At 68.6% G+C, this 12,707-nt stretch carries 14 protein-coding genes and 2 tRNA genes; 11 read left to right on the top strand and 5 right to left on the bottom strand.

What is annotated here, in order from left to right:
- Positions 1-71 precede the first annotated feature (71 nt).
- Together OHA03_RS10575 and OHA03_RS10570 are read left to right on the top strand one after the other, a co-directional pair.
- Entirely contained in the window at positions 72-1,313 is a 1,242-nt protein-coding gene (locus OHA03_RS10575) for an IS4 family transposase (RefSeq protein WP_267003062.1), read from the top strand.
- Between the two features lie 788 nt (positions 1,314-2,101).
- Complete coding sequence (locus OHA03_RS10570) at positions 2,102-2,557, top strand: hypothetical protein (protein WP_267003060.1); 456 nt, start codon at positions 2,102-2,104, stop codon at positions 2,555-2,557.
- Positions 2,558-2,591: 34 nt separating this feature from the next.
- Here OHA03_RS10570 and OHA03_RS10565 read toward each other — a convergent pair whose 3' ends face one another.
- Positions 2,592-2,924 (bottom strand): hypothetical protein, encoded by a 333-nt coding sequence (locus OHA03_RS10565; RefSeq protein ID WP_267003058.1) that lies wholly within the window; start codon positions 2,922-2,924, stop codon positions 2,592-2,594.
- A gap of 34 nt (positions 2,925-2,958) precedes the next feature.
- Between OHA03_RS10565 and OHA03_RS10560 the strand changes: the two genes are divergently transcribed.
- Entirely contained in the window at positions 2,959-4,062 is a 1,104-nt protein-coding gene (locus OHA03_RS10560) for an IS630 family transposase (protein WP_267003056.1), read from the top strand.
- Positions 4,063-4,102: 40 nt separating this feature from the next.
- Here the strand turns inward: OHA03_RS10560 and OHA03_RS10555 are convergent, their stop codons facing one another.
- The 3 genes from OHA03_RS10555 to OHA03_RS10545 all read right to left on the bottom strand — a co-directional run bounded on the left by OHA03_RS10555 (position 4,103) and on the right by OHA03_RS10545 (position 6,875).
- Positions 4,103-4,327 carry a hypothetical protein gene (locus OHA03_RS10555; protein ID WP_267003054.1) on the bottom strand — a complete coding sequence of 75 codons (225 nt, stop codon included), beginning with the start codon at positions 4,325-4,327 and terminating at the stop codon, positions 4,103-4,105.
- A 579-nt stretch (positions 4,328-4,906) separates the two neighbouring features.
- Positions 4,907-5,563, bottom strand: a complete 657-nt coding sequence (locus tag OHA03_RS10550) for an SDR family oxidoreductase (protein ID WP_267003052.1) — start codon at positions 5,561-5,563, stop codon at positions 4,907-4,909.
- 34 nt (positions 5,564-5,597) lie between these two features.
- The gene (locus tag OHA03_RS10545; RefSeq protein ID WP_267003050.1) at positions 5,598-6,875 is read right to left on the bottom strand and encodes an amidohydrolase family protein; all 1,278 of its coding nucleotides are present in this window, start codon (positions 6,873-6,875) and stop codon (positions 5,598-5,600) included.
- Between the two features lie 333 nt (positions 6,876-7,208).
- Between OHA03_RS10545 and OHA03_RS10540 the strand changes: the two genes are divergently transcribed.
- The 8 genes from OHA03_RS10540 to OHA03_RS10505 all read left to right on the top strand — a co-directional run bounded on the left by OHA03_RS10540 (position 7,209) and on the right by OHA03_RS10505 (position 12,012).
- Positions 7,209-7,281, top strand: a tRNA-Thr gene (locus OHA03_RS10540).
- 47 nt (positions 7,282-7,328) lie between these two features.
- Positions 7,329-7,401 (top strand) — tRNA-Met (locus OHA03_RS10535).
- 89 nt (positions 7,402-7,490) lie between these two features.
- Positions 7,491-7,655 (top strand): 50S ribosomal protein L33, encoded by a 165-nt coding sequence (gene rpmG, locus OHA03_RS10530; RefSeq protein ID WP_003956487.1) that lies wholly within the window; start codon positions 7,491-7,493, stop codon positions 7,653-7,655.
- Positions 7,656-7,773: 118 nt separating this feature from the next.
- Positions 7,774-8,226 (top strand): MaoC family dehydratase N-terminal domain-containing protein, encoded by a 453-nt coding sequence (locus OHA03_RS10525; protein ID WP_267003048.1) that lies wholly within the window; start codon positions 7,774-7,776, stop codon positions 8,224-8,226.
- Positions 8,226-8,654, top strand: a complete 429-nt coding sequence (locus OHA03_RS10520) for a MaoC family dehydratase (RefSeq protein ID WP_267003046.1) — start codon at positions 8,226-8,228, stop codon at positions 8,652-8,654. The genes OHA03_RS10525 and OHA03_RS10520 overlap by 1 nt, the downstream gene beginning before the upstream one ends.
- A gap of 145 nt (positions 8,655-8,799) precedes the next feature.
- Positions 8,800-9,348, top strand: coding sequence for a TetR/AcrR family transcriptional regulator (locus OHA03_RS10515; protein ID WP_267003044.1), 549 nt, complete (start codon positions 8,800-8,802; stop codon positions 9,346-9,348).
- 75 nt (positions 9,349-9,423) lie between these two features.
- Positions 9,424-10,884, top strand: coding sequence for an MFS transporter (locus tag OHA03_RS10510; RefSeq protein WP_267003042.1), 1,461 nt, complete (start codon positions 9,424-9,426; stop codon positions 10,882-10,884).
- Between the two features lie 72 nt (positions 10,885-10,956).
- A complete protein-coding gene (locus tag OHA03_RS10505; protein WP_267003040.1) occupies positions 10,957-12,012 on the top strand; it encodes a UDP-N-acetylmuramate dehydrogenase in 1,056 nt (351 codons plus the stop codon).
- 45 nt (positions 12,013-12,057) lie between these two features.
- On the opposite strand, the gene OHA03_RS10500 is transcribed toward OHA03_RS10505, so the two are convergent.
- Positions 12,058-12,693, bottom strand: coding sequence for an NAD(P)-dependent oxidoreductase (locus OHA03_RS10500; protein WP_267003038.1), 636 nt, complete (start codon positions 12,691-12,693; stop codon positions 12,058-12,060).
- Positions 12,694-12,707 lie beyond the last annotated feature (14 nt).

The raw sequence follows: 12,707 nt of genomic DNA, 5'->3' as shown, positions 1-12,707 counted from the left end.
GTTTGTGGATGGTCAACTGATCCGGTTGCCGCACTTCCTTCCTGCCGGTGAACCGGTTATGTTCCTCGCTCATGGGCGGGGTGCGGGATAACGTGGTGCCGGTTTCTGGTGTGCGCTTGACCGACCGGGTGGGTGTCGGGGTTCTGACACGTTTGGTTCATCGGGACCTGGTCGATGAGGTACTCGCGGAGACGGGCCGTACAGAGAAACGGTCACGTTTGCTGCCGGCGCGTGTCGTCGTCTATTACGTGATGGCTCTGTGTCTGTTCTTCGGCGAGTCGTACGAGGAAGTGATGCGTCTTCTCGTCAACGGCCTACGTTTTCTGGGGACATGGCGGAAGGACTGGACGATTCCCACGACGGGTGCGATTTCCCAGGCGCGCCGGCGTCTGGGTTCGGAGCCGCTGCGGGTGCTGTTCGAGCGGGTGGCATTGCCCTGCGCGCAGCGGGGCACGCAGGGAGCGTGGATGGGTCGGTGGCGTCTGATGGCCATTGACGGGTTCGTCCTGGATATTCCTGACACCCCAGCAAATGATGGGGAGTTCGGCCGGTCCGGGGGCACACGAAGTCCCGCACCTTTCCCCCAGGTGAAGATCGTGGGGCTGGGTGAATGCGGGACTCATGCTGTGGTGGCGGCCCGGCTGGGTCCCTGGCGCGTGGACGAAGGCGTTCTCGCCGGGGAACTCGTCGCCGATTTCGAACCAGGCATGCTGGTTACCGCCGACCGGGGATTTTACGCATATCGTCTGTGGGAAGCGGCCGCGGCAACCGGTGCTGATTTGCTGTGGCGCATGCCCGACGGCCCTCATCTGCCGGTAGTCCGGCCGCTGAAGGACGGATCCTATGAGTCGTTCCTGCTTGACCCGAAGGTCCGTCGGCGGCGTGCAGTCCAGCGTCACCGCGGGTCGGACAACATAGAGGAGCCGTCCGGGATTCCGGTCCGTGTCGTCGAATACGAAGTGACGAACCGCGAAGGTAGAGGAGAGATCTTCTGCCTGATCACCACCGTTATGGACCCGGACGAGGCTGGTGCCGCTGAACTCGCCGCTGCCTATGCCGAACGGTGGGAGTTCGAGTCCAGCCTTGACGAGATCAAGACCCACCAACGCGGCCGCGGCGGTGTATTGCGCTCGAAAACACCGGACATGGTCGAGCAGGAGATCTGGGCACTGCTCCTGACCCACTACGCGGTCCGGCACCTGATGTGTGAGGCAGCCGAACAGGCCGACATCGACCCGGACCGCCTATCGTTCATGCGGTCACTTCGTATCATCCGCCGCCAGATCACAGGCCAGGCGGGTTTTTCCCCCTGACCGCCTCGCGAAGGCCCTTGAAGTCGCCCGCACGGAAATAATAGAAAGGCCCAACCCCCGTCGGAGACACCGCACCAGCCCACGAGCCGTAAAGCGTGTCCACGTCCACGCCTACAGAAAGAAGCAGCCCACCGAAACCATCATCCACCACCCCGACCCACCCCACATCAAAATCCTCGCCGTTTCCTAACTAAGTGGCATTGCCCCGCAATCAGCGGGGGTTTCTGCATGCTCTGGACCGGCCTGGGGGAGGGGTGCCGAAATGGCGGCTCGTCTCACCTCGCACCGCCGGTACCCCGCCTCTGAACAGGTCGTTCCCCCGAGAAACAGGGGGCGCAGGCAGATGAGCAGGCCTGCTGATCGAGCTTGTAAAGCGGTACAATTACCCGATCAGGAGATCTCGGATGACCGGGATCGAGGCTGAAACGGAGCGCGTTCACGACGCGACCAAGAGCCGGAGCGCGTAGCACCGCACGCCATGAACCGTGCCTAGCAGGTGACGTGCGACGAATTGCTCGCCCTGGCCGTACGGGTTACTGCATGCACGGGTGGCATCGGCGGCTGTGCCAGGGTTTGGTACTGCGCAGACCGGCGGTCAGCGCCCAACGAGCCGCCGCCGGTTTTCGATCGTCAAGCCACGTCTTGTCGTGACGTGCCGGGAGGCTTCCAGCCCTGGTTGGTTGGAAGCAGGTCCCGTCTCGGTGAACCCGGGAAACAGGGAGCTGTGAATACCCGAGCTTTCGACGCGGGTGAATGCAGAGCCCCGCAATACCGAATAGAGAATTCCGATGACCAAGCATTCTTACAATCGTCGGCTTGTGGTGGTCACGGCTTCCATGGTGTTGGCCGGTGGCGGCCTGGCAGTGCCGGCGGCTGCCGTGGCTGCACCGGTAGCGCTGCAGCAGGACGTGGTCGCCTTGGACGATGACCCTGACAGCGTCAACGGAAGAGGGATTACCGACCAGGGCGACGACGACACCAGGGGCGACGGCGACACCAGGGGCGATGGCGGGGACTGGGGCGCCGACGTGCACGCCAGGGAAGATCCTGACGGCGTCAACACAAGAGGTGGCATCGACTGGGGCGCCGATGTGCGCGCCAGGGAGGACCCTGACGGCGTCAGCACGAGAGGCAGTACCGACCCGCCCGTCGACGAGTTCGGCATCCAGACCCGCATCGAGGCCGGCTTCGACCCGCCCGTCGACGAGTCCAGCGTCCAGTCCCGCATCCAGGCCGGCTTCTAGTGCTGCTCCGCGGAAGTTCGTGGAGGGGTGTTGATCAGGGCGTCGGGTCGCCGAGGTAGAAGCCGCAGGCGCAGTCCAGGGCGTCTTCGGGTGAGCCGAAGGGCAGTCCGGTGGGCAGGAAGTTGTCCTCGTACTTGCCTCGGCTGGCGAGGTAGAGGGCGAAGCCCCAGGTGTGCAGGACGCCGGTGAAGCGCAGGCGGCACAGCGGCAGCGGTTCCTCCTCGCCCGGCAGTTCCCCTGCCACGTAGGCGAATCCGGAGCGGAAGCGCACCTGGACGCGGGCGAGCTGGGGCCAGCGTTCCTTGACGCGGACGTTCAGACGGTGGCGCAGGTGATCCTGCATGGACTCGGGCGGATTCTTCGGCACGGGTCCATCCTGCTGGGTCACCCCCGCATACGCCATGATCATCACTTTGGTCGGGGCGGGCGAGGGTGTGGCCGGGATGGTCGAGGCGGTCGTGGTGGAGTTGGACGAGAGGGTGCGCGAGCGTCTGATCCGTACAGCGGTTTCCCTGAAAGCGCAGGTGCGGGCGGTGCTCCGGGCGCGGATCGTGCTGGCAGCGGCTGAGGGCCTGAGCAACGGGGCCATCGCGCGGGACCTGGCGGTCAGCGTGAACACGGTCCGTAAATGGCGCGGACGGTTCGCCGCTCTGGGCCGGGACGGGCTGAAGGACGCCGCCCGCTCGGGCCGGCCCAAGGGATACGGGCCCCAGGTGACGGTGGCGATCGTGGCCGCCGCCACCAGTGCACCCCCGCACCCGGAAGCGACCTGGTCGCACCGCACGATCGCCGCCCAGGTCGCCGGCACTGTCTTCGCCACCATCTCTGCCTCCCAAGTCGGTCGAATCTTGGCCGACTTGGACCTCAAGCCGCACCGGGTCCGCGGCTGGCTCACCCGCCGGGACACCCCTGACTTCTGGGACCGTGTCGCGGACGTGTGCGACCTGTACCGCGACCCGCCTGAAGGGGCGGTGGTGCTGTCCATCGACGAGAAGACCGCGATCGCCGCCCGCGCCAGGCGCCACCCCGGTCGTCCCGCCGGGCCGGGCGAGCCCGCTCGCGAGGAGTTCGAGTACCGCCGCCACGGCACCGCCTCGCTGGTCGCCGCCCTGGATGTGCGCACCGGCGAGGTCCTCACCGAGATCATTGCCCGCAACGACGCAGCGACGTTCACTGCCTTCCTCGACCAGCTCGACACGGCCATCGTCCCAGGCCAGGACATCCATGTCGTGCTGGACAACGGCTCCTCCCACACCGCCAAACACACCAAGGCGTGGCTCGCCGACCACCCGCGCTGGCACGTGCACTGGACCCCGCCGCACGCCTCCTGGCTCAACCAGATCGAGCTGTTCTTCTCTGTCCTGACCCGCCGCGTGCTGCGACACGGTGACTTCTCCAGCCGCGATGACCTCATCGACAAGCTGGAGAGTTACGTCATCGGCCGCAACGAGACCGCGAAGCCGTACAGGTGGACCTATGACGGCAGCCCACTCAAGACCGCCTGATCAGAACCAACACCCCTCCACGAACTTGCGCGGGGCAGCACTAGTACTGCAACGGTGTAGCTCGGCCCATCTGCACGCCGAGGGCTCGACAAGACACGAACTCCCTCCCCCACTTGTCCTCGGACAGCATTGAACTTCCGGCGGGGAGCTCGCCTGCATCCTCACCGAGCCCGTACGCGCTGCCGTAGTTCTCGTCGTCGAGCAGGGGTTCCCCTGCCGGGACGATTCCAGCGCGGTGCAGGTAGTCCGGCATCCGATCACTCACGAGGAGACCTGGGCGAGGAGGCCCTTCCGGGTGACGTAGCGGATGTCCGAGGCGTCGGCGGGGATCGGCACGCCCCCGGCCGAGGCCATCCCCGGCAGCATCGTGTCACTGCCCTCACAGGCTCGGGCGTCCCCGAACGGATGGAACAACTCGTCCTGGAACAGCCGGATGAAGCCTGGGTCCGCGCACTCCTCAGGGAGTCGGCCGTGCAGCAGTGATAGCGGCGACGGTCACGCGGAGTTCGCGCGCGGCAGGTTCGTCCCCACGCAAGCGACGCGCGACGAACCGGCGGTGTCTGCGAGGAGCTCGGGGGCGCCCCACCGCTGTCGGCAGACAGGTAGTCAAGTCCCGGCTGGGCAGCTTGGCGCCGGTGGGAGTGGTGTCCGCGGCGAGGGCTGCTACCCCGACGCCCGGCCCCAGTGGCGGTCGTCGTCGTGCGGACGCGGGTGGTCGCTCATTCGGCCTAAGAATGCCCGTGCGATCAAGAGTTGGCGAGGGGCGTGCGGAGAACGTTCGACGGTGATCGTGCGTGATCACCGTCGAACTTCTCCGGGAACCCGGAGCCGCGCAGCCGTCCCCTCAGTTCCCCGCGACGTCCTTAACCGCCACCGTCAGCGGCACGCCTCCCGAGATCAGTTCCAGCGTCAGGCCGGCCGTCGCCGGGGTGTCCAGCAGTTCCAGCAGTGCTGCCGCCACGTCGTCGCGCGGCACCGGTCCGCGTCCCGTCGAGACGGACATCTGGACCTGGCCGGTGCCTGCGTCGTTCGTCAGCATTCCGGGGCGCAGGATCGTCCAGTCGAGTGCCGTCCTGGAACGTACGTACATGTCGGCGGCGCCCTTGGCCCTCAGGTATGCGTCGAAGACCTCGTCGCCCGGGTGGTCCGGATCGGCGCCCATGGCCGACACCACGATGTAGCGCCGTACGCCGGCCCGTTCCGCGGCGTCGGCGAAGAGCACTGCTGCGCCGCGGTCCACCGTGTCCTTGCGTTCCGTACCGCTGTTGGGCCCCGCGCCGGCTGCGAAGACCGCTGCGTCGGCGCCGCGCAGGACCTCCGCCGTCTGCTCCACGGTGGCCGATTCGAGGTCCAGGACGACCGGTTCGGCACCGGCCGCCCGGAGGTCCTCGCTCTGTTCCGGATTGCGGATGATGCCTGCCGTTTCATCTCCGCGCGCAGCGAGCAGCCGCTCCAGCCGCAGCGCGATCTGACCATGTCCACCTGCGATGACAATGCGCATGGTCACGACCGTACGCCGCGGCGCGCCGCCCCGCTCAAGGCCCGCCGCCCGGACCGGAATCCGGTCGTCCCTGGCGCGGCAGGTCGAGGGCCACGACGGTCTCCGAGTCGCAGTACTCGCGTACCGCGCTCGTGCGTGCCACTACCCGTCCGTGGTGCACGACGATCCGGCTGTATGCGAGGGAGAGCACGCCCGGGAGTCGTTCGCCGCGTACGGCGAGGAGTTCGGCGGGGAAGCCTGCTTCGACGCGCACTTCGGGCAGCCCCATGGCCTTTCTGGCGGCGGTGGACACCGTGTCGTATGCGTCCTCGGGCCGTAGTCCGCTCTGTGAGGCCAGCAGGTAGGCGGCCTCCAGCGGATCGCCTCGGCCGACCGGGTTGGCGACGTCGCGCAGTGCCCCGCTGCCGGCCGCGACGTGCACTCCGGCCGCGCGCAGGAGCCGTACCGGTGCCGTGCCCCGGCGTTCCGCCGCGCAGCAGCCGCCCTGGGGGAGACAGATGACGGTCACTCCGGCGGCGGCGAGCTGATCGGCGGCGCGGATCGTGGTCTGCGGGGGGAGGTGGGAGAGGCCGGCGCACGGGCCGATCGAGACTCCGGGCCGCAGGCCGGCCGCCATGGCGGCGAGGCGGGTGAGGCGGGCGGGATCGTCACCGTCCGTATGCAGGTCGACGGGGCAGCCGTGTTCCGCGGCGATGTCCAGGACGGCTTCGGCGTATCCGGCCGGGTCGGGGTCGAGGTCGGGGCAGCCGCCGACGACGCCGGCCCCCATCTTCACCGCGTCGCGGAGCATCGCGAGGCTGTCGGCGCCCGCGGTTCCGGTGAGCAGGCGGGGTACGGCGACCGGGGTGAGGTCGGTGAGTCCGCGCAGTGAGTGGCGTGCCTGCAGTATCGCTTCGAGCGGGGCGAGCCCGGTTGCGTCGCCGATCCGTACGTGTGAGCGCAGTGCGGTGGCGCCGTGGCCGAGTTGCAGGAGGGCGGCTTCGGTGGCGCGGCGCTGGATGTCCTCGGGGTGGTGCGAGGCGGGTCCGCGGCTGTGGGGGCCTGCGCTGTCGGCGGTGAGGGCGGTGTCGCTGTGGGCGTGGGGTTCGGCGGGGGCGGGGAGCAGGAGGTAGCCGCGGAGGTCCACGCGGGCGCCGGGTGCGGTCAGGCTGCCTGTGGTGCCGACAGCTTCGATGCGGCCGCCGCCGAGCCGTACGTCCACGATGCGGCCGTCGGTGAGACGGGCGCCGCACAGCACCAGCGGGGTGGCTTCGGTGGTGCTGGTGAGGTCGGCGGCGGGGTCGTCCGGCTGCCGTGGCTGGCTGTCGGGCATCGTGCTCCTGGATGGGTTGCAAGATCACGCAGAGTGAGTCGAGCCTAGGGGCGTGTTCGTCCCGGTTCGAGCAGGGGCGAAATAGTCGTACCGGTGTGGCCTGGTGCGGGCCACGGGGCGGGTGTGGGCGGCCGGGGCGGTCGGTGCGGTGGCCGGACCGGGGGTGGCCGGGGGTGGATCAAGTCGCTGATCAGGTGGCCGGTCCGGTCTTCGACCGGCTGGGGACGAGTGGCTGATCAAAGGGATCGGGGCGGTGGCGATCTACGTCTCGGTGGGGGGCTCCGAAACGGATTTGGGCGATCGGCGAGGGACCGTGTAATGTCTTCATCGCTCGCCCCAATAGCTCAGTCGGTAGAGCGTCTCCATGGTAAGGAGAAGGTCTACGGTTCGATTCCGTATTGGGGCTCTGGTGATCGGGGAACCCCGCCTCACGGCGGGGGGATCCGGCATCAAAGCGGTGTAGCTCAGTCGGTAGAGCAAGCGGCTCATAATCGCTGTGTCACCGGTTCAAGTCCGGTCACCGCTACTTACGGTAGCCGATTGTGGGGTCGGTCCTTCGATCGGCTACTCTTTTTTGCGTTCATCCGTCCATCCGTCCGTCCAAGGAGCACTCACGTGGCTGCCACCGACGTCCGCCCGAAGATCACGCTGGCCTGCGTGGAGTGCAAGGAGCGGAACTACATCACCAAGAAGAACCGGCGTAACAACCCGGACCGTCTTGAGATGAAGAAGCACTGCCCGCGCTGCAACTCGCACACTGCGCACCGCGAAACCCGCTGAATCAGGCTCGTACACGAGGCCGTCCCCACTGGGGGCGGCCTCGTGTCGTTGTATAGGGCTGTTCTGTGCAGGGCTGCTCTTCGGCCCATTCGTCTTTCCATCAGGAGGTAGCGAGCCCATGGCGCTCGACCAGTCCTTCGTGGGGCGGACCTATCCGCCCACCGCGCCGTACGAGGTCGGCCGGGAGAAGATCCGCGAGTTCGCCGAGGCGGTGGGCGACTCCAATCCGGCGTACGTGGATCCGGCGGCTGCCCGTGCGCTCGGGCATTCCGATGTGATCGCGCCCCCCACCTTTGTCTTCTCGATCACATTCAAGGCCGCGGGGCAGGTGGTGCAGGACCCGCAGCTGGGTCTGGACTACAGCCGTGTGGTGCACGGTGACCAGAAGTTCGCGTATGTGCGTCCGGTGCGGGCGGGGGACCGGCTGACGGTCACCTCGACGATCGAGGGCATCAAGTCCCTCGCGGGCAACGACATCCTCGACATCCGTGGCGAGGTCCACGACGAGGCCGGCGAGCATGTCGTGACCGCGTGGACGAAGCTGGTGGCGCGCGCCGCCGAGGAGGCGTGATGACGGCGAAGGTTGCGTACAAGTCGGTCGAGGTCGGTACGGAGCTGCCGGCGCAGTCGTTCCCGGTGACCCGCGCGATGCTGGTGCAGTACGCGGGTGCCTCCGGTGACTTCAACCCGATCCACTGGAACGAGAAGTTCGCGCGTGAGGTCGGGCTGCCGGATGTGATCGCGCACGGCATGTTCACCATGGCCGAGGCGATCCGGGTGGTCACGGACTGGGTCGGGGACCCGGGTGCGGTCATGGAGTACGGGGTGCGGTTCACCAAGCCGGTCGTCGTGCCGAACGACGACAAGGGTGCGCTGGTCGAGGTCAGTGCCAAGGTGGCCGCCCTGCTGGACGACAATCAGGTGCGGGTGGACCTGACGGCGATGAGCGAGGGCAAGAAGGTGCTGGGTATGTCCCGCGCCGTTGTGCAGCTCGCCTGAGCCGCTGAGTCGATCCGTGCGTAAGGGGCACCCGCCTTATGGTGGGTGCCCCTTACGCGTCGGCTCCTTGTGCGGCTTTCCGAGTGCCGTCGCATACCGCTTGACCAAGTTAGTGATTGAGTACTAACTTAGCCGCATGGTCAGGATGAGTGCAGAAGAGCGGCGCGAGAGCGTCATCCTCGCGGCGGTCGCCGAGTTCGCCCGCGGCGGGTACAACGCCACCTCCACGGAGGCGATCGCCAAGCGGGTCGGCGTCTCGCAGCCGTACCTCTTCCGCCTCTTCCCGAGCAAGCAGGCCATGTTCCTCGCCGCCTCCGACCGCTGCCTGGCGGACACCCGGAAGGTCTTCGCCGAGGCCGGTGACGGCCTGGAGGGCGAGGAAGCGCGCCAGGGCATGGCGGCGGCGTATCAGCGCCTCATCGTCGACGACCCCGACAAGTTGCTGCTGCAGATGCAGATGTACGCGGCCATCGCCGCGGCCGAGGCTGCCGGGGACCACGAGTTCGGCGAGTCGGTGCGGGCCGGCTGGCTGCAGATGTGGGACGAGATCCACCTCGCGCTCGGCGCCGACATCGGCGAGACCACGACATTCCTCGCGTACGGCATGCTCATCAACACCCTGGCCTCGCTCGGCTTCCCGCCCGACCACCGGGTCTGGGCCGGTTTCTATCCCTCGGCGCGGCCGACCGTCTGAACAGTGCGACCCGGGTTCGGCCCGGTTTTCTGCCCATCAAAGTTAGTAATCAATAACTAACCCTCAGGGGGAGCAGTGAACCAGCACACCACAGGCCGCTCAGGAGCGGTCTGGGCCCTCGTCATCACCAGCGTCGCCGGCTTCATGGCCGCGCTCGACAATCTCGTCGTCACCACCGCCCTGCCCTCCATTCGCAAGAGCCTCGGCGGCGAACTGGCGGAGCTCGAATGGACGGTGAACGCGTACACCCTGACCTTCGCCGTGCTGCTGATGCTCGGTGCGGCCCTCGGTGACCGGTTCGGCCGGCGGCGGCTCTTCCTCGCCGGGCTCACCGTCTTCACCGGCGCCTCCGCCGCCGCGGCCCTGTCGTCCGGGATCAATGAGCTGATCGCCTTCCGGGCAGTCCAGGGGGTCGGTGCGGCGATCATGATGCCGCTGACGCTCACCCTGCTCACGGCCGCCGTGCCCGCCGCCCGCCGCGGCATGGCGCTCGGCATCTTCAGCGCCGTCACCGGACTTGCCGTCGCCAGCGGGCCCCTGATCGGCGGCAGCCTCACCGAGCACCTCTCCTGGCAGTGGATCTTCTGGCTGAACGTGCCGATCGGCCTGGTTCTGCTGCCGTTGGCCCGGCTGCGTCTGGCGGAGTCGTACGCCCCGAACGCCCGGCTCGACATCCCCGGCACCCTCTTGGTCAGCGGCGGCCTCTTCGGCATCGTCTACGGGCTGGTCAGCGCCAACGCCGACGGCTGGACCAGCCCCACGGTCCTCACCGGGCTGATCGCCGGTACCGCGCTGATCGGCGGATTCATCCACCACGGCTTTCACGCGAAGAACCCGATGCTGCCCATGCGGCTCTTCCGTAACCGCGGCTTCTTCGGGATCAACATGGCCGGCCTGCTGATGTTCCTCGGGATGTTCGGCTCGATCTTCCTGCTCAGCCAGTACTTCCAGGGCGTGCTGGGCTATTCGCCGAGCGAGGCCGGGCTGCGGATGCTGCCCTGGACGGGCATGCCGATGCTGGTCGCCCCGATCGCCGGATATCTCTCCGACCGGTTCGGCGGCCGCCCGGTCGTCGTCACCGGCCTCGCGCTCCAGGCCGTGGGACTGGCCCTCTTCGCCATGATCATCGCCCCCGACACCCCGTACACGACCCAGCTGCCCGCCCTGATGATCGGCGGCATCGGAATGGCGCTCTACTTCGCGCCGGCCGCCAGCCTGGTGATGTCCAGCGTCCGCCCCGCCGAGCAGGGCATCGCCTCCGGTGCCAACAACTCCCTGCGCGAGGTCGGTGGCGCCCTCGGTGTCGCGGTGCTGGCCTCGGTCTTCTCGGCGCAGGGCGGTTACGGCTCCGCGCAGTCCTTCACGGACGGGACCGTTCCGGCAGTCTGGATCGGCGCCGGGGCGGTGGTGCTCGCCGCGGTCGCCGCCCTGCTGATCCCGGGGCGCCGCACCGCACCGGCGCCCGCGGTGGACCCGGAGTCGGACCCGACGGCGGGTGCGGAGCCCGCCGAGGGGCGGGCTCCGGTCGCCGCCTGATCGATGGCCCGCTGCGTACGCGGTCCGTGGCCCCGCCCGAGCGGCGGGGCCACGGACCGTACTCTTGTCCCCGTGCAGGAACTCCACGACGCCCCCCTCGCCCCCCTGACCACCTTCCGGCTCGGCGGCCCCGCGGCCCGCCTCCTCACGGCGACGACCGACGCCGAGGTGGTCGCAGCCGTGCGCGAGGCCGACGACAGCGGTACGCCGCTCCTCGTCATCGGCGGCGGCAGCAACCTGGTCATCGGCGACAAGGGCTTCGAAGGAACCGCCCTGCGCATCGCGACCAAGGGGTTCGAGCTGGTCGGCACGGCGCTGGAACTGGCCGCCGGAGAGGTGTGGACGGACGCCGTCACCCGGACCGTCGAGGCCGGTCTCGCCGGTATCGAATGCCTGGCCGGAATCCCCGGCTCCGCGGGTGCGACGCCGATCCAGAACGTCGGTGCGTACGGCCAGGAGGTGGCGTCGACCATCACGGAGGTCGTCGCCTACGACCGGTACACCCGCGAAACGGTCACCATCCCGAATGACGAGTGCGCATTCTCGTACCGGCACAGTCGCTTCAAGGCCGAACCCGACCGCTTCGTGGTTCTGCGTGTCCGGTTCGAGCTGGAAGACGCGGGTGGTCTTTCCGCGCCCCTGAAGTACCCCGAAACGGCCCGCGCCATGGGCGTCGAGCAGGGCGAACGGGTGCCTGCGACGGCCGCCCGTGAGACCGTGCTGCGGCTGCGCGCCGGCAAGGGCATGGTGCTCGACCCGGAGGACCACGACACGTGGTCGGCGGGCTCCTTCTTCACCAACCCGATCCTCGACGGCGCGCAGTACGCGGCGTTCCTCGCCCGCGCCAAGGACCGGCTCGGCCCCGAGGTGACGCCCCCCGCCTTCCCGGCGGACGGGGGACACACCAAGACCTCGGCGGCCTGGCTCATCGACAGGGCCGGTTTCACCAAGGGGTACGGCACCGGCCCCGCCCGTATCTCCACCAAACACACGCTCGCCCTCACCAACCGCGGCGGGGCGACCACGGAGGATCTGCTCGCGCTGGCCCGCGAGGTCGTGGCAGGGGTCCACGAGGTCTTCGGCGTCACGCTCGTCAATGAACCGGTGACGGTCGGCGTCAGCCTCTGAGGTCCCCGCCTTCCGAGCCTTTCGGGGACGCTGGGGGCAGTGGCGTCAGTACGCCACGCCCACGCCCTGCTTGACCGCCGCCGGATCGTCGATCAGCGCCAGCATCGCGTGTGCCACATCGGCCCGCGAGATGGACCTGCCGCTGCGCGGGTTGCTGCCGTAGACGGTCCGGTACCTCCCCGTCAGCGGCCCGTTGGTGAGCTTCGGCGGCCGCACCGACGTCCAGTCCGTGGCGCTGTGGGCCAGCGCGCCCTCCATCAGGGTCAGGTCGGCGTAGACCTCCTTGAGGATCGCGCCGATCGCCTTCAGCATCATCCGGTCCAGCAGCAGGTCGTCCGCGGGCTCGGGCGCGACCGGGGCCGCGCTCACCACGAGCAGCCGTCGCGTCCCCTCGGCCTCCATCGCCCGGATCACCGAGCCGGTGAGCCGTTCGGCGATCCCGTCGGCCTTCCGGCCGCGCGAGCCGAGCCCCGAGAGCACCGCGTCCCGCCCGGCGACCGCCTCGCGCAGCTCTTCCGGATCGTCGATCCGCGCGGTGGTGTGGACCGTGACGTCGGAGAGCGGGACCGGCAGCCGCGCCGGATCGCGGACCACCGCCGTCACCTCGTGACCCGCCGTCACGGCCTGGCGGACGATCTCCTGGCCGATGCCGCCTGTCGCGCCGAACACCGTGAGTTTCATTGCGCACCCTCCTG

The organism is Streptomyces sp. NBC_00154, assembly GCF_026342835.1.
Classification (GTDB): Bacteria; Actinomycetota; Actinomycetes; order Streptomycetales; family Streptomycetaceae; genus Streptomyces.
The sequence above is the reverse complement of the archived record's forward strand: the minus strand, read 5'-3'. Positions and strand labels throughout refer to the sequence as shown.